A 15,526-nucleotide genomic window follows, 5' to 3' on the forward strand; every position below is an offset into this window, starting at 1 on the left:
AGCGGTACCGAAGGGGAGCACGATGAGCGAGGCGGCAACGGCGGCGTCCGGACCGGCCCAGATGCCCGCGCGTGGCACGCGGCTCTCCCGGAGCGCCCGCCGGGCCCAGCTCCTGGTGGCGGCCCGGGACGTCTTCGCCGCGCAGGGCTACCACGCCGCGGCCATGGACGACATCGCCGAGAAGGCCGGGGTCAGCAAGCCGGTCCTCTACCAGCACTTCCCGGGCAAGCTCGAGCTGTACCGGGCACTGCTCACGACCTACGCCGACGAGCTGGTCAACCGGGTGCGCGAGGCGATCAACCACACCCACGACAACCGGGAGCGCGTGCACGCCGCCGTCGCGGCGTACTTCGACTTCGTGGCCGGCGAAGGCCACGCGTACCGGCTGGTGTTCGAGTCGGACCTGCGGGGCGAGCCCGAGGCCGCGGCGCTGGTCGACGGCGCCCTGACCAAGTGCATCGACGCGGTGGCGGCGGTGGTGACCGAGGACGCGGGCATCGACGGCGAACGCGCCCGGCTGCTGGCCGTCGGCCTCGTCGGGCTGAGCCAGGTCACCGCGCAGTACTGGCTGGACTCGGAGCAGTCGATCCCGCGGGACGAGGCGGTCGCGCTGATGTCCGCGCTGGCGTGGAAGGGGCTGGCGGGCTTCCCGCTGGTCCACGACCAGGCCGTGCAGTAGACCGGCGGAGCCGCCCCGATCGCCGGGCCGGCGGGGGCACGCCGACGGCGACGATCGGGGCGACGATCAGGTGGTCACGCGGCCCGCGTCCCGGCCGCGGAGCGCGCCAGAGCGGCGATCCGCCCGGCCACGCCCGCGATGCGCTCGACGGGGAGCATGTGGCCGGCGTCGGGGAACACCGTGAGCTGGGCCGAGGGCAGGCCCTCCCGGATCCGCCGGGCGTAGCGCGGCGGGGTGAGCCGGTCCCGCGTCCCGACCATGATGTGCACCGGGACCTGCGAGTACAGGGCCAGGGCGGCGTCGCGCTCGTGCGCCTCCAGGGTGGGCCGGAAGCCGGAGACGGTCAGCGGCCGGCACCCCGACACCGAGGCCGTGGTGATCCGCAGCGCCTGCTTGCCGGCGTCGGGCCCGAGCAGGAGCCACCGCATGGCCGGTGAGAGCAGCGTCGGGTGCCGGCTCAGCGCCCGCCGCGTGGACCAGCCCTTCGAGGCGTACAGCTTCTTCTCCGCGGCGCGCACCAGCTCGAACGCCGGCGACGGCAGCCCGAAGGTCTGCCCGCCGAGCCCGCCGCTCGCCGTGGCGACCAGCGCCAGGCCCGCCACCCGCTCCCTCACCAGGTCGGCCTGCCGGTCGGCGAGCGCCATCGTGGTCATCCCGCCCATCGAGTGCCCGGCCAGCACCAGCGGCCCCCGCGGCGCCACCTGCCCGATCAGCGCGGCCAGGTCGTCCGCCAGCTGGTCGAGGGTCATCGTCGCCGGGTCGACGGCGCCGGAGCGACCGTGCCCGCGGTGGTCGTAGCGGACCACTCGGACGTCGCCCGCCGCGAGCGACTCCGCGACGGGCGCCCAGCAGCGCTCGTCCAGGGTCCAGCCGTGCGCGAGCACCACCGTCACCGGCGCGTCGGAACGGCCGGACTCCACGACGTGCAACGGGGTGCCGTCCGCGGCCCGCACGGTCGTCATACGAGGTGCGCCTTCTTCCACAGCAGCTCGGTCGGTCCGCCGATCAGGCCCTGGTCCCGGAGGAACTCCACGCACTTGCCCGCCGACCAGCGCAGCGACTCCCGCCAGTGCGGGTTGGCCAGCGCGGCCCTGCGGCAGACCTGCGGGTCGATGCCGACGCACGTGTAGACCTCCGGGTGGATCAGGTTGCGCGCGACCACGAAGGCGATGCGGGCCAGGAGGTAGCGGCCGATCTCGCGCTGCGCCCGGGTGGTCCTCGGCATGATCCGCTGCAGCTCCTCGCGGGCGTAGCGGACGTGCCGGGCCTCCTCGGTCACGTGGATCCGGTTGACCATGCGGGTCAGCGGCTGCACCGTCTCGTCCCGCATCGACTCGCGCTGGAAGCGGTCCAGGATCTCCTCGACGAACAGGGTGCCGCCGAACATCGCCGGGCCGTACCCGACCGTCTTGAAGACCCGGCCCAGCTCGTGGGTGAGCCCGCGCGGCGCGTAGTCGGGCACGCCGTACCGCTCCGTCATCTTCGCGAACATGATCGAGTGCCGGCACTCGTCGGCGATCTCGGTGAGGGCGTACTGGATGTGCGCGCGGCGCGGGTCGCGGTCGTAGGCGTAGCGCAGCAGCATCTGCATGAGGATCATCTCGAACCACAGCCCGATGCGGGCCACGCTGCACACCTCGTGGACGCTCAGCGTGCGGCGCTGCTCCTCGCCGAGCCCCTCCCACAGCTCGGTGCCGTACAGGCTGCAGCGGTGCGGCGGGATGCCCCACAGCCCGTCGACCAGCGGAGCGTCCCAGTCGATGTCCAGGTGCGGCTCGTAGGACCGCTCCACCGACGACCTCAGCAGGCGCTGCGCCGTGGCCTCGCGGTCCTGGACGGGCTTGCGAACGGCCGGGGTGGTCACGAGGCGCTCCTCTCGGGGGTGCGGTCGCCGGTCACGGCGGGGACGGTGCGGCCGGTGAGGCGGCGGACCAGCCCCGCGGCGACGGGCGAGGAGTCGAAGCGGCCCGCAGCGGCCTGCTGCCGGATCCGGCGGACGACGCCGCGGCCCAGCAGGCCGGGCGCGTGCCGGCCGACCCACAGCTCGGCCTGGCCGGCGAGCGTCCCGGCGGTGTCGCGTGGCGGCCGCCGCGCGGCGAGCGCGCCGACGACGGTGCCCACGATGTCCTCGACCTCCTCGCGGCGGACCTGGCCCTCGAGCGAGAGCCCGACCTCGTGGCCCGCCTCGTGGATCGGGGTGCGGACGTAGCCGGGGTACACGGTCGTGACGTGCAGGCCCGTGCCGTCCACCGCGGTGCCGTACTCCAGGCGCAGCGCGTCGGCGTACGCGGACATCCCGCGCTTGGCCACGCTGTAGGCCGACAGGAACGGCAGCGTGACGTAGGCGAGCTCGCTGGCCACGAACACCACCCGGCCCTTGCCCGGGCCGTCGAGCAGCGCGGGCAGCGCCGCGCTGGTGACCCGCCAGGCGCCGAGCAGGTTCACGTCGATGACCTTCAGCGCGTCCGGCTCGAGGGGGCCGCCGGCGTCGTTCGGGATGCCGATGCCCGCGTAGTGCACCACGGCGTCGAGGCCGCCGAGGGTGCGGACCGCCTCCGCCACGGTCCGCTGCACCTCCGCCGGATCGGTGACGTCGCAGGCGAGGACGCCCTCTCCCACCGACCGGTCGAGGCCGACCACCCTCGCGCCCTGCTCGCGCAGCCGCGCGACCGTGGGGGCGCCGAACCCGCCCGCGGCACCGGTGACCAGCACCCGTGTCCCCGCCGGGACCGGGCCCCGGGTCCTCCTGAGCGACACCCACCCGCTCCTCTCCGCCAAGACCCTTGCTGTTACCGCCGGTAACTGTTACCACTGGTAACGTGCCGCAGAAGGATCCCCCTGTCAAGAGGAACACCCGCGACCGCCGCGCCGAACGCCGCGCGGAGATGGTCGAGGCGGCCATGGCGGCCGTCCGCGAGCACGGCGCGGCCGTGTCGGTGGCCGAGATGGCGGCGAGCGCCGGGATCACGAAGCCGGTCCTCTACCGCTACTTCGAGGACCGCGCGGACCTGCAGCGCGCCGTCGGGCTGCGCGCGGCGGAGTGGCTGATGGAGCGGATGGCGCCCGCGCTCGCCGCGGACACCGGCCCACAGAACCAGATCGCCGCGGTGATCGACGCGTTCCTCGCCGGCATCGAGGAGGAGCCGGAGCTCTGGCGGTTCGTGGTGCACAACCCGGCCGAGCGGCAGGCCGGCACCGAGATCGTCGAGGACGTCCGCGAGCAGATCGCCCGGCTGCTGGCCCAGCTCATCGGGGCGAGGCTGCGCGCGGTCGGCCGGGACTCGGGTGCGGCGGAGGCGTGGGCGCACGGGCTGGTCGGCATGGTGCAGAGCGCCGGCGACTGGTGGCTCGAGCGCCGCACGATGAGCCGCGCGGACCTGACCCGCTACCTCACCGCGCTGATCTGGGACGGGGCCGCCGGCATCCTCGGCGACGCCCCGGCGGAGGAGCCGGACGCGCCCGCGGCGCCGACCGCACCGCCGACCGCACCCACCACCGCCCCCGTGCTGCACATGGTCCCGAAGGAGGCCGGCGATGGCGCCTGAGCAGGTGCTCTCCCCCGCGGCGGACGGCCGCCCGCACGAGCACGACGACGAGGGTTACACCGGCCCGGCGACGCTGACCGTCGACGGCACGTCCGTCGAGGTCCGGGTCCGGCTGCTGTCGCAGACCGAGCCGCACGACGGGCAGGTGCACTGGTTCGGCCGCGTCGACCGCGAGGCCGAGCTCTCGGCGCTGCTGGGCGGGAAGGCCGCGGACGTGCTCGTCGTCACACCGCGTGGACGGGCGGAGGGCCGGGTCGGCGACGTCGACCTGTGGGACCGCTACCGGCTCACCGGGGTCGGCATCCCGCCGTTCCCCCTCGACGAGCCGCCCGCGCCCGACACGGACTGAGCTGCACGTCAGGGGTCGGAACGCACGAACGGCACCCCTGCGCCCGGGCGCGGAGGTGCCGTTCGACGGGTGTGGGGCGTCAGGCGCCGAAGCCGACCCGGGTCGCCGAGGACGGCGCGATCTCGACGTAGGAGATCCGGGCGGAGGGGACCACGTACTTGCGCCCCTTGTCGTCGACGAGCGTGAGCGTGCCGTCACCGGACTTGAGCGCCTCGCCGACGAGCTTCTCGACCTCGTCCGACGTCTGGTCGCTGGACACCACGAGCTCCCGCGGGCTCTCCGCGATGCCGATCTTGACCTCCACCGGGGACCTCCAGGTGACGTACGGGTGGATGAACCTTTGCTGCCTACCCGGCGGGCGGCCCGATTCACGCGGGACCTCACCGGCGCGGCCCAGGCTAGTCGAGCGGCGCGCGCCGGCTCGGCCGAGTCCGCCAGGGGCGAACGGCCGTCACGAGAGGCCGAGGGCGGACATGCGCTTGCCGTGGTTGCTCTGCAGCCGCTTGATCAGCGCACCGATGCCCGCGATGTCGCCGGACCCGCGCACGATGAAGTCCGCCAGCTCGTCCCGCTCGGCCACGATGTGCTGGGCCTGGGTGACCGCCTCGCCGAGCAGCCGGCGACCCCACAGCGCCAGCCGGTCCCGGACCTGCCGGTTCGCCGCGCAGGCCGCGTGCACCTCGCGTTCGGCGAAGGCGCTGTGCCCGGTGTCGGCCAGCACCGTGCGGACCAGCTCCGAGGTCGCCGGGTCGACCCAGCCGGCGACCTCCCGGTAGAAGTCCGCCGCCAGCCCGTCGCCCACGTAGGCCTTGACCAGCGACTCCAGCCAGGTCCGGGGGCGGGTGGTGGCGTGGTAGGCGTCGACCCCCGCGACGAACGGCGCCATGGCCTCCTCGACGGCCACGCCGAGGCCGCGCAGGTGGTCCTCGAGCAGCCGGAAGTGCGCCATCTCGGCGGCGGCCATCGCCGACAGCGCGGCGCGCCCGGTCAGCGTGGGGGCGGTGCGGGCGTCCTCCGCGAGGCGGTCGAAGGCGGAGAGCTCGCCGTAGGCCAGCGCTCCCAGCAGGTCGATCACGGCCACCCGCGACGCGCCGTCGAGACGCGTCGGACCAGGGCCGTCGTCCGCGGTGTCACCGGTTCCGGCCGTGCTGCCGGTGCCGTCCGCGGCGTCGGTCGTCATGGTCGTCGAGCCTAGTCGTCCGTACAGGTCGCCCGCCCGCCGGCGGTGCACATCACCCCGGCGTGACGGCGCCGACGCTGACCGCGGACCGGCCCCCGGGGTATGATGCACGTGCGCGCAGCAGATCAGCCCCGTGTCCACACGGTTCCAGGGCCCGATGCCGCGCGGACCGACTGCGACACCGCCGGGTAACGGGTCGGCGCCACCGGGCGCCCGACTCACCGGCGCGCAACGACCTGGTGCGTACAGCGCCTCGACGGCTCTCCCGCGCGACTCCCCGAGTGCGTGGTCGACGAGCCGGTGCAGGGCTCCTGTACGCGGAGAGAGGCGATTTCACTGTCCGTCCAGAACGAGACCCCCGAGAACACCGAACCGAACGCCGCGCCGGCGCCGGCCGAGACGGTCGACGCCGACGCCACCGAGGAGGCGCACCCCCTGCAGGCGGGCGCGCCGGTCAAGCCCGAGGCCCCCACCTTCGCCGAGCTGGGCGTCCGCCCCGAGATCGTGCGGGCGCTGGCCGAGGCCGGCATCGAGCGCACCTTCGCGATCCAGGAGCTCACCCTCCCGCTGGCGCTGGCCGGCGAGGACGTGATCGGCCAGGCCCGCACCGGCATGGGCAAGACGCTGGGCTTCGGCGTCCCCCTGCTCCAGCGCGTCACGCCGCCGTCCGAGCAGCCCGCCGCGACCGCCGAGGGCGAGGCCGCGGACCGGGAGAAGGACGTCCCGCAGGCCCTCGTCGTCGTCCCGACGCGCGAGCTGTGCGTGCAGGTCGCGCAGGACCTGGCCGACGCCGGCAGGCACCTCGGCATCCGGGTCACCGCCATCTACGGCGGCCGCGCCTACGAGCCGCAGCTCACCGCGCTGCGCAAGGGTGTCGACGTGGTCGTCGGCACGCCCGGCCGGCTGCTCGACCTCGCCGAGCAGCGCCACCTCGTGCTCGGCCGGGTCAAGGCCCTGGTCCTCGACGAGGCCGACGAGATGCTCGACCTGGGCTTCCTGCCCGACGTCGAGCGGATCATGCGGATGCTGCCGGACGAGCGGCACACGATGCTCTTCTCGGCGACCATGCCGGGCCCGATCATCCAGCTGTCCCGCACCTTCCTCACCCGTCCCACGCACATCCGGGCGGAGGAGGCGGACCAGGGCTCCGTCCACGAGCGCACGAAGCAGTTCGTCTACCGCGCGCACGCGATGGACAAGGTCGAGCTGGTCACCCGGGTGCTGCAGGCCCGCGAGCGCGGCCTTACGATGATCTTCGCCCGGACCAAGCGGACCGTGCAGCGCGTCGCGGACGACCTGGCCGAGCGCGGTTTCGCCGCCGCGGCCGTGCACGGCGACCTGGGCCAGGGAGCCCGCGAGCAGGCGCTGCGCGCGTTCCGCTCGGGCAAGGTCGACGTGCTGGTCGCCACGGACGTCGCGGCCCGGGGCATCGACGTCACGGACGTCACGCACGTCGTCAACTACCAGTGCCCCGAGGACACCAAGACCTACGTCCACCGGATCGGCCGTACCGGCCGCGCCGGCAAGGAGGGGGTCGCGGTCACCCTCGTCGACTGGGACGAGATCCCGCGCTGGAAGCTCGTCTCCGAGGAGCTGGGCCTGGGGATCGACGAGCCGGTCGAGACCTACTCCACCTCGGACCACCTGTACTCCGACCTCGACGTCCCCACGGACGTGACCGGCCGGCTGCCGCTGAGCAAGCGCACCCGCGCGGGGCTCGACGCGGAGTACGTCGACACCGAGGGCGACCAGGGCGGCCGCAAGCGCAAGGGCCGCGAGGAGCGGGCCGCGAAGCCGCGCCGCGAGCGCCAGCGCACCCGGCGCCGCAACGGCGTCCCGGTCGCGGGTCCCGCCGGGGCCCGGCCGGCCGTCGAGGGCGACGGGTCCGCGGACTCCCCCGAGGTCACCGAGGGGATCGACGAGGCGGCCACCGGCACGGACGGCGAGGGCCCGGCCAAGTCGCGCCGCCGCCGTCGTCGCGGGGGCCGGCGCCGCTCCGGGGGCGAGGGCGACACCGCCACGACCACCGAGGCCGGTGCCGAGCGCGCCGAGCCGGACGCCGCGGCCAGCTGAGCCGCCGGTAGGTTCGGGCGGGTGCTGCGCGCCCGACGAGACGTTCCGGTACGCCGCCGCCGCGGGGATCTCGCGGCGGCGGCGTTCCTCGTTCTGGTGCTGATCGTGGTCGCCGTCGTGTACGGCACGCAGAGCCCGGCGGCCGAGACGGAGTCCGTGCCCGCCACCGCGCCAGGGACCGCTCCCACCGCGGCCGTCGCGGTGCCGCCCGGGTTCACCGAGGCCTGGCGCGCGCCCAGCGGGGCCGCGCCCGTCCCCGTCGTCGCCGGTCCGGGGGTCGTGACGGCCGACGGCAGCACGGTCGTCGGGCGGGACGCCACCACCGGGGCCGAGCGCTGGCGGTACTCCCGGGACCGCCCCCTGTGCACGGTCGCCGAGGGCTTCGGCCGGGCGCTCGCGCTGTACCAGGACGGCTCGGGCGAGTGGTGCAGCGAGCTCAGCGCCCTCGACGCGGACCTCGGCACCCGCGGCCCGGCCGCGAACCTCGACGTCCGGCCCGGCGCGCGGCTCCTCGCCTCCGGCAGCGTGGTCGCCGCGAGCAGCCGCGACTACCTCGAGACGATGCGGTCGGACCTGGTCACGACCGCGCAGTACGGTGCCGTCGTCGCGCCCGCCCAGCCCGGCCGTCAGCCGCGGCCGGGCTGCAGCTACACCTCGCTCGCGCTGGGGAGCGGGCGGCTCGGCGTGATCGAGAACTGCGCCGCGGACGCCGGGGACCGGCTCACGGTCCTGCGCCCGGACGGCTCCGGGGACGCGGACACCCCGAACGTCGAGTTCTCCACCCAGCTCTCCGCGCGCGGCGTGCACCTGCTCGCGGTGTCCGTCGACCGCGAGGCCGTGCTGCTCCCCGGGCCGCCCGAGCTGCAGATCCTCGACCGCAGCGGCAACCAGGTCGGGCTGATCGGGCTGGACGTGCCCGAGTCCGAGATCGCCCCGCCCGCCGACGGGATCGGCGCCACCGCGCACGACACCGCCCGCACCTACTGGTGGAGCGGCTCGCGCACGATCGCGCTCGACCGGAGCGGCCTCGCCCCCGTCTGGACGCTGCGGGGCACGCTGGGCCCCGGGACCGCCTACGCGGGCGGCTGGCTGGTCCCGGTCGAGGCCGGGATCGCCGTCGTCGACCCACTGCGCGGCGCGGTCGAGCGGACGATCCCGGTGGACCGCGGCGGGTACACCGGGAAGGTCCTGCTCGCCGCGCAGGGCGGGATGCTCTACGAGCAGCGCGGGGGCGAGCTCGTCGCGCTGCGGCCGGCGTAGGGCGGGTCGCCGCGCCCTCCCTCTCGCGGCCCCGGCCGGCTCAGAACTCCTCGTGGGTCTCCGGGTCCTGGCCCCAGATCCGGCCGCGCTCGAGCGCGGACAGGGCCGCCACCTCGTCGTCGGCGAGCTCGAAGCCGAACAGGTCGAGGTTGGTGCGCTGCCGCTGCGGGTCCGCGGGCTCTTCGGGATCGGCACCGCGCCGAGCTGCACGTGCCAGCGCAGGATCGCCTGCGCGGGGGTGACGCCGTGGGCCTCGGCGATGCGCACGACGGTCGGCGCGGCCAGCAGCTCGCCGCGGCCCAGCGGGCTCCAGCTCTCGGTGACGATCGCGAGCTCGGCGTGCACCTCGCGCAGCGCCGCCTGCGGGAAGTACGGGTGCATCTCGACCTGGTTCAACGCCGGGACCACCCCGGTCTCGTCGACCAGCCGGCGCAGGTGGGTCTCGGTGAAGTTCGAGACGCCGATCGACCGGACCAGGCCCTTCTCGCGCAGCCGGATCATCGCCTTCCAGCTGTCCACGTACCTGTCCAGGCGCGGCAGCGGCCAGTGGACGAGGTAGAGGTCGACGTAGTCCAGGCCGAGGTTCTCCAGGGACTCGTGGAAGCCCTTCAGCGTCTGTCGACGGCGTGTGGGGCGTCTGCTCGGGTGTGCGAGCCGGACGGGGCCGATCTGGCTCCGCTCCTCGTCGACGACGGGGTGGTCCATCCGCCCGGCATCGTCAAGGCCGGCACACCCGGTCACCTTCGCGGCCGGCACACCCGGACAGACGTCCCACACGCCGTCGACTGGGTGTGCCGCCGCCCTCCCGGGTGTGGGCCCAGGTCCGAGCGGGTGTGAGCAGCACAGCGTGGTGCGCCGCCGCCATAGCTGGTGCCGCCCGGCCGGGCGGGTGTGCGAGCTCCGACCAGCCCGGCGGCACCGCCCGAGCCCGCCGCTCAGAAGAGCCAGTAGCCCCCGAGCACCCCGGCGGCGATCGCGACCACCAGCCAGGCGGCGAGGGCGCCCGCGCGTCCGTCCCGCCGGTCCGCCACCACCTGCGCGACGACGGCGGCGGCTGCGGCGAGGCCGTGGCCCACGAGCATCCCCGTTCCCGGCCCCGCCGACCCGGTCCGCGTGGTGAAGGCCCAGCCCGCCAGCAGCACCACGAACAGCCCGACGAGCCCGGCGGCCAGGACTCCGGAGGTCCCGCGCAGCACCCGCCCGGGCAGCCCTCGACCCCGGTGCGCCCGGGTCCGCGCCGCCGTCACGGGACCAGGTCGTCCCACGGCGCGGCCGCCGGACCCACGGCCTGCCCTTCGGGGCAGTGCCGGCGGACGTCGCAGGCGGCGCAGCGGGAGCCCGGGCGCGGCGGGAAGAGGGCGTCGGCGTCGCCGCCCGCGGCGAGCGCGTCGGCGGCGTCGGCGGCCTCGAGGGCGCCGCGCTCGGCCTTCTCGACGTGCGCGGCAAGCGACGCCTCGTCGTGCTCCCAGGCGGCGGCGCGGCCCGTCGGCAGGTGGTGCAGCTCCACGCGCCGACAGTCCCGGCGCAGCGTGCGTGCGGCGCCGAGGGCGTAGAGCGCGAGCGCGGACGAGTCGCGTGCGTCGGCCGGCTCCGGCACCCGTCGTCCGGTCTTGTAGTCGACGATCACCGCCGCGCCGCCCGCACCGTCGATCCGGTCGACCCGCCCCTCGGCGACGATCGCGGCAGTCGGCGCGGACACCCAGCGCTCGACGCCGAGCGGCTCCGGCCGGCCCTCGACGTGCTCGGCCACGTAGTCCGCCGTCCAGGCCCGGGCCCGGCCGCGGTAGTCCGCCTCCTGGGCCGAGTCGCGGAAGCCCTCGCCGGACCAGTTGCGGTCGACGAGCAGGGCGGCCTGCTCCGGGGTCCGCTCCCGGGCCCGGCGCAGGTACAGGGCGCGCAGCGCGAGGTGCACCACGGCGCCGAGGGTGCTCGCCGCCCGCGGCCCGCCGCGGGGCGGCGCGGGCTTCTCGACGTAGGTCAGCCGGTAGCGCCGCGGACAGGACTCCCAGGTCGCGAGCCGGGCGGGCGTGACGCGCACCAGCGGCCGGGCCCAGCGGGCGGCCTCCCGGGCGGCTCCGGCGGGGAGGGCGGGGTCGTCGACGAGGTCGTCGAGCAGGTCGTCGAAGCCGAGCTGGCCGCCGCTCCCGGCGGCGCGGGAGGAGGAACCGGGCACCACGTCACGGTACCGGCCGGGCGGGCCCGGCCCGCGCTCAGGAGCCCTCCAGCACCTCGACGCCGGTGGCCTTCACGAGCAGCTCGTCGAGGGCCTCGGGGGCGGTCGTCTCGGCGGCGATCGGGGTGGTCTTGTTGGTGCCGTGGAAGTCGCTGGACCCGGTCGGGACCAGGCCGAGCTCGCCCGCGACACCGCGCAGCAGCTCCCGGTCCGCGGGATCGTGGTCGGGGTGGTCGACCTCCACGCCGGTCAGCCCGATCCCGGCCAGGTCGGCCAGCACCGAGGTCTCGATGACCCGCCCGCGCCGGCGCGCCAGCGGGTGTGCGAACACCGCGACGCCGCCCGCCTCGACGATCATCTCGACGGCCCGCTCGACCGGGGTGTCGGTCTTCGGCACGTAGTACTTGCTGCCCGTGCGCAGGATGCTGGCGAAGGCCTCGTTGACCGACTCGACGACCCCGGCGGCCACCAGCGCGCGGCCCAGGTGCGGGCGTCCCGGCGTGGTGCCCTCGGGGACCAGGTCGAACACGCGCTCGGCGTCCAGCTGCGGGTGGTCGACGGCGACGTTGCGGGCCATCTTCTTCAGCCGCTCGACGCGCTCGGCCACCAGCCGGCGCTGCTCGTCGACGATCGCGGGGTGCTCCGGGTCGAACAGGTAGCCGAGCAGGTGTACGGGGACGGTGGCCCTGTCGCCGGGCGTCTCGGGCCGGCCCGTGGGGCTCACGCAGGAGAACTCAGCGCCGCGGACCAGGCGCATCCCGCGCGGCAGCACCGTGGCGGCCCGCGCCCAGCCGCCGGTGGTGTCGTGGTCGGTGAGCGCGAGCGTCGTGATGCCCGCGGCGGCCGCCGTGGCGACCAGCTCCTCCGGGGTCTCGGTGCCGTCCGAGACGGTCGAGTGGGTGTGCAGGTCGATCAGGGCCACCCGCCGACCCTAGACGAGACCGACCGGCTCAGCGCCGCCAGCGACTGCGCGCCAGCATGCCGGTGGCCCGCGTCTTGCCCTTCTCGCCGAACACCAGCTCGGAGAGCGCCTCGTAGATCTCCTCCGGCCGCGGCATGTAGTCGATCCGGTTCAGCGCCTGGATCTGGCCGGCGGACTCCACGATCAGCGTGCCGTAGCCCAGGAACCGGCCGCCGATGCTGCGTTCGAAGGTGAGGTCGGTGACCTTGCCCAGCGGCATCATGCCCACGCTGTGCGTGATGATGCCCTGGGCGAGCATCACGCGCTTGTCCGTGATCACGATGCGCTCGATCCACCAGAGGATCGAGTTCACCACGAAGCGCAGCACGGCGACCAGCGCCAGGTAGAAGGTCAGGTTGTCGACGAGCGCCTCGCCGAACCCGCCGGGCTCGCCGACCCGCCCCTGCAGCAGCCGGTCGATCGCGATCATCGCGATGAGGAAGAGCCCGGTCTGCGTGATGTGCGGGATCATGACGGCCCAGTGCTGGCGCACCCGGATGACCCGCCGCTCCGTGGGGAGCAGGTACTCGTCGATCTCCCGGGGCGCGAGCATCAGGGCGCCAGGCTGGAGAGGAAGCTCGTGATGTTCGTGCCGACGCCGTACAGCCAGTTGCCGATGCCGTTGACGGCGCCGGATGCGCCACTGGGGTTGGTCACGATGAAGAACACCACCAGGGCGATGACGATCAGCCCGGTCAGCTTCTTGACGTTCACACGACCACCGTTCCGGCCAGGAGGAGCTAGCAAGATCAGAAAATACCGACATCCCCGGCGTGGGGATACGGCCACGCGGGCAGCGTACCGTTCCGGACGATGACCGAGGGTAGCCGACACGTCCCCTGTGTGGGGGCTATCGCGCACGACGCCACAGGCAGGTTACTGCTGATCAAACGGGGGACGGAGCCCGGGCGGGGCCGGTGGTCCCTGCCGGGCGGGCGCGTCGAGCCGGGCGAGGACGACTCCGCCGCGCTCGTGCGCGAGATGGCCGAGGAGACCGGCCTGGCCGTGGAGCCCGGGCCGCACGTCGGCACGGTCCTGATCGGGCCGTACCGGATCGCGGACTACCGCTGCACCGTCGTCGGCGGCACGCTCACCGCCGGGGACGACGCCGCCGACGCCCGCTGGGTCGACGCCACCGAGTTCGCCGCGCTCCCCCTCGTCGACGGCCTCGCCGAGACGCTCGCAGGCTGGGCGGTCCTCCCCCGCTGACCCCGCTGACCCCGCCCGGCGCGCCGACCCCGCCGACCCCGCCCCGCCGCGCCGACCCCCCCGCCGCGCCGACCCCGCCCCCGATGCACGAACGGCACCCTCGCTCAGTAGGTATGAGCGAGAGTGCCGTTCGTCTCAGATCGACTCAGGAGGTCGGCACCGGGCGGCCCGGCTGCTCCCCGCCGCGGGTGTCGCCGTAGCTGCGCTTGGGCACCATGACCTTGCGCCGGAAGGTGCAGACGACGGTGCCGTCCTGCTTGTAGCCGCGGGTCTCGACGTAGACCACGCCGCGGTCGTCCTTCGACTTCGACTCGGTCTTGTCCAGGACCTCGGTCTCGCCGTAGATCGTGTCGCCGTGGAAGGTCGGCCTGGTGTGCTTGAGCGACTCGACCTCGAGGTTCGCGATCGCCTTGCCCGAGACGTCCGGCACGGACATGCCGAGCAGCAGCGAGTAGATGTAGTTCCCGACGACGACGTTGCGCTTGAAGTCCGTCGTCTCCTCCGCGTAGTGCGCGTCCATGTGGAGGGGGTGGTGGTTCATCGTCAGGAGGCAGAAGAGGTGGTCGTCGTACTCGGTGACCGTTTTCCCGGGCCAGTGCTTGTACACCGCCCCGACCTCGAACTCCTCGTAGTAACGGCCGAACTGCAACGTTCTCGCCTCCATCGCCGACAATCCGTACGGCCGGGTAATCTAGCCGGTGGCCCGCGTCCGGGAGGCGCGGCGCGATCACGGTCACGCACGCGGGCCGTCGAGTGGCGGAGGAGGTGACGCGCGATGGATCCGGCGCCAGGCAGTAGTACCGAGCGCGTCCCCGCCGTGCCCGCCGTGGGCTGAGTCACTCCCCGAGTCACTCCCCTTCTCCCCTGCGGCGTCCGGCGAGGCGTGCCTTTCCCCCGCGTCCCCCGCCCGACCTCGCCGCAGGAGGTGCGCCGTGCCGCCCCTGTCCTCCCTCCGTCCCGCCTTCAGAGCGGCGGGCTCGCGCGCCCGCCTGGGCCGCAACGCCCACACCAGCGTGCTGCCGCGGCTGCGCGTGCCCGTCTCGGCCTACGTGGTCGACTGCGGCGTCTACGTCGACGGCGAGCGGCTGCCCGGCCGCTGGACGCACGACGCGGCCATCGACGAGGTCCGCGAGCGCGGTGAGGGCTTCGTCTGGATCGGGCTGCACGAGCCGACCGAGGACCAGATCACCGGCATCGCCGAGACCTACGGGCTGCACGAGCTCTCCGTCGAGGACGCGGTGCACGCGCACAACCGGCCCAAGCTCGAGCGCTACGACGACACGTTGTTCATGGTCCTCAAGACCGTGAGCTACGTGGGGCACGCCGAGCCGACCACCAGCAACGAGATCGTCGAGACGGGCGAGGTGCAGGCCTTCGTGGGCCGGGACTTCGTGGTCACCGTCCGGCACGGCAAGCACACCGGCCTCGCCGCGGTGCGGCGCAAGCTGGAGGAGGACCCCGAGCAGCTCGCCCTCGGCCCGGCCGCGGTGCTGCACGCGATCGCCGACCACGTCGTCGACACCTACCTCGAGGTCACCGAGGCGATCGAGGACGACATCGACGAGCTCGAGGCCGAGGTCTTCGCCCCACGCACCACGATGGACCCCGAGCAGATCTACGTGATGAAGCGCGAGATCCTCGAGCTGCGCCGCGCGGTCACCCCGCTGCTCAAGCCCCTGCACAAGATCACCGAGGGGTACAGCTCCCTCATCCCGCACGACGTGCGCAGCTACTTCCGGGACGTGGAGGACCACCTGTCCGGGGTCGCCGAGCGCGTCGCCGGCTTCAACGAGCTCCTCACCACCCTGGTGGACGCCGTGCTGGCCAAGGTGTCCATGCGGCAGAACTCCGACATGCGCAAGATCACCGCGTACGCCGCGCTGATCACCGTGCCCACGATGGTCGCGGGCATCTACGGGATGAACTTCGACTACATGCCGGAGCTGCACTGGCAGTTCGGCTACCCGCTGGTGCTCATGGTGATCGTGCTGGCCTGCGGGCTGCTCTACCGCAACTTCCGGAAGAACGGCTGGCTGTAGGCCTGTGATCGGCGATGGTCGCCATGGCGGCTGTGGCCACTCACGACCGGGGCGGGGG

At 74.2% G+C, this 15,526-nt stretch carries 18 protein-coding genes and 1 pseudogene; 7 read left to right on the forward strand and 12 right to left on the reverse strand.

Features of this window, described 5'->3' with window-relative positions:
* Positions 1-22: 22 nt before the first annotated feature.
* Complete coding sequence (locus ABD990_RS13985) at positions 23-679, forward strand: TetR/AcrR family transcriptional regulator (RefSeq protein ID WP_345380901.1); 657 nt, start codon at positions 23-25, stop codon at positions 677-679.
* Positions 680-753: 74 nt separating this feature from the next.
* Here ABD990_RS13985 and ABD990_RS13990 read toward each other — a convergent pair whose 3' ends face one another.
* From ABD990_RS13990 to ABD990_RS14000, 3 genes are read right to left on the reverse strand one after another with little or no spacing between them, the layout of a single operon-like run.
* Complete coding sequence (locus ABD990_RS13990) at positions 754-1,641, reverse strand: alpha/beta fold hydrolase (protein WP_345380902.1); 888 nt, start codon at positions 1,639-1,641, stop codon at positions 754-756.
* Positions 1,638-2,543, reverse strand: coding sequence for an AurF N-oxygenase family protein (locus ABD990_RS13995; protein WP_345380903.1), 906 nt, complete (start codon positions 2,541-2,543; stop codon positions 1,638-1,640). Before ABD990_RS13995 ends, ABD990_RS13990 begins: the two co-directional genes overlap by 4 nt.
* The gene (locus ABD990_RS14000) at positions 2,540-3,436 is read right to left on the reverse strand and encodes an SDR family NAD(P)-dependent oxidoreductase (protein ID WP_345380904.1); all 897 of its coding nucleotides are present in this window, start codon (positions 3,434-3,436) and stop codon (positions 2,540-2,542) included. The genes ABD990_RS13995 and ABD990_RS14000 overlap by 4 nt, the downstream gene beginning before the upstream one ends.
* Positions 3,437-3,498: 62 nt before the next feature.
* On the opposite strand from ABD990_RS14000, the gene ABD990_RS14005 reads away from it, so the two are divergent.
* Positions 3,499-4,224, forward strand: a complete 726-nt coding sequence (locus ABD990_RS14005; protein ID WP_345380905.1) for a TetR family transcriptional regulator — start codon at positions 3,499-3,501, stop codon at positions 4,222-4,224.
* The gene (locus ABD990_RS14010) at positions 4,214-4,573 is read left to right on the forward strand and encodes a DUF4873 domain-containing protein (RefSeq protein ID WP_345380906.1); all 360 of its coding nucleotides are present in this window, start codon (positions 4,214-4,216) and stop codon (positions 4,571-4,573) included. Before ABD990_RS14005 ends, ABD990_RS14010 begins: the two co-directional genes overlap by 11 nt.
* Positions 4,574-4,652: 79 nt before the next feature.
* On the opposite strand, the gene ABD990_RS14015 is transcribed toward ABD990_RS14010, so the two are convergent.
* Both ABD990_RS14015 and ABD990_RS14020 read right to left on the reverse strand, forming a co-directional pair.
* Positions 4,653-4,877: a DUF3107 domain-containing protein gene (locus tag ABD990_RS14015; RefSeq protein ID WP_345380907.1), complete on the reverse strand. Its 225-nt coding sequence runs from the start codon at positions 4,875-4,877 to the stop codon at positions 4,653-4,655.
* A 147-nt stretch (positions 4,878-5,024) separates the two neighbouring features.
* On the reverse strand, positions 5,025-5,753 hold the full coding sequence (locus tag ABD990_RS14020) for a ferritin-like fold-containing protein (protein ID WP_345380908.1): 729 nt from the start codon (positions 5,751-5,753) through the stop codon (positions 5,025-5,027).
* A 285-nt stretch (positions 5,754-6,038) separates the two neighbouring features.
* Between ABD990_RS14020 and ABD990_RS14025 the strand changes: the two genes are divergently transcribed.
* Positions 6,039-7,826 carry a DEAD/DEAH box helicase gene (locus ABD990_RS14025; protein ID WP_345380909.1) on the forward strand — a complete coding sequence of 596 codons (1,788 nt, stop codon included), beginning with the start codon at positions 6,039-6,041 and terminating at the stop codon, positions 7,824-7,826.
* A gap of 21 nt (positions 7,827-7,847) precedes the next feature.
* On the forward strand, positions 7,848-9,086 hold the full coding sequence (locus ABD990_RS14030; RefSeq protein WP_345380910.1) for an Rv3212 family protein: 1,239 nt from the start codon (positions 7,848-7,850) through the stop codon (positions 9,084-9,086).
* 237 nt (positions 9,087-9,323) lie between these two features.
* Here the strand turns inward: ABD990_RS14030 and ABD990_RS14035 are convergent.
* The 6 genes and pseudogenes from ABD990_RS14035 to ABD990_RS14060 form a co-directional block, all read right to left on the reverse strand.
* Positions 9,324-9,791, reverse strand: a pseudogene (locus tag ABD990_RS14035) (aldo/keto reductase); the annotation flags it as partial.
* A 230-nt stretch (positions 9,792-10,021) separates the two neighbouring features.
* Entirely contained in the window at positions 10,022-10,333 is a 312-nt protein-coding gene (locus ABD990_RS14040; RefSeq protein ID WP_345380911.1) for a hypothetical protein, read from the reverse strand.
* The gene (locus tag ABD990_RS14045) at positions 10,330-11,259 is read right to left on the reverse strand and encodes a RecB family exonuclease (RefSeq protein WP_345380912.1); all 930 of its coding nucleotides are present in this window, start codon (positions 11,257-11,259) and stop codon (positions 10,330-10,332) included. The genes ABD990_RS14040 and ABD990_RS14045 overlap by 4 nt, the downstream gene beginning before the upstream one ends.
* A gap of 37 nt (positions 11,260-11,296) precedes the next feature.
* Entirely contained in the window at positions 11,297-12,181 is an 885-nt protein-coding gene (locus tag ABD990_RS14050; RefSeq protein WP_345380913.1) for a PHP domain-containing protein, read from the reverse strand.
* 28 nt (positions 12,182-12,209) lie between these two features.
* Positions 12,210-12,773 (reverse strand): PH domain-containing protein, encoded by a 564-nt coding sequence (locus tag ABD990_RS14055; protein WP_345380914.1) that lies wholly within the window; start codon positions 12,771-12,773, stop codon positions 12,210-12,212.
* Positions 12,773-12,934 (reverse strand): hypothetical protein, encoded by a 162-nt coding sequence (locus tag ABD990_RS14060; protein WP_197040525.1) that lies wholly within the window; start codon positions 12,932-12,934, stop codon positions 12,773-12,775. Before ABD990_RS14060 ends, ABD990_RS14055 begins: the two co-directional genes overlap by 1 nt.
* A 99-nt stretch (positions 12,935-13,033) precedes the next feature.
* Here ABD990_RS14060 and ABD990_RS14065 point away from each other — a divergent pair, with 99 nt between their 5' ends.
* Complete coding sequence (locus tag ABD990_RS14065) at positions 13,034-13,429, forward strand: NUDIX hydrolase (protein WP_345380915.1); 396 nt, start codon at positions 13,034-13,036, stop codon at positions 13,427-13,429.
* A gap of 145 nt (positions 13,430-13,574) precedes the next feature.
* On the opposite strand, the gene ABD990_RS14070 is transcribed toward ABD990_RS14065, so the two are convergent.
* A complete protein-coding gene (locus tag ABD990_RS14070) occupies positions 13,575-14,078 on the reverse strand; it encodes a MaoC family dehydratase (protein ID WP_345381011.1) in 504 nt (167 codons plus the stop codon).
* A gap of 340 nt (positions 14,079-14,418) precedes the next feature.
* Between ABD990_RS14070 and corA the strand changes: the two genes are divergently transcribed.
* Positions 14,419-15,468: a magnesium/cobalt transporter CorA gene (corA, locus tag ABD990_RS14075; RefSeq protein ID WP_345381012.1), complete on the forward strand. Its 1,050-nt coding sequence runs from the start codon at positions 14,419-14,421 to the stop codon at positions 15,466-15,468.
* Positions 15,469-15,526: the final 58 nt, after the last annotated feature.

The sequence above is a fragment of the Pseudonocardia yuanmonensis genome, assembly GCF_039542425.1.
GTDB lineage: Bacteria > Actinomycetota > Actinomycetes > Mycobacteriales > Pseudonocardiaceae > Pseudonocardia > Pseudonocardia yuanmonensis.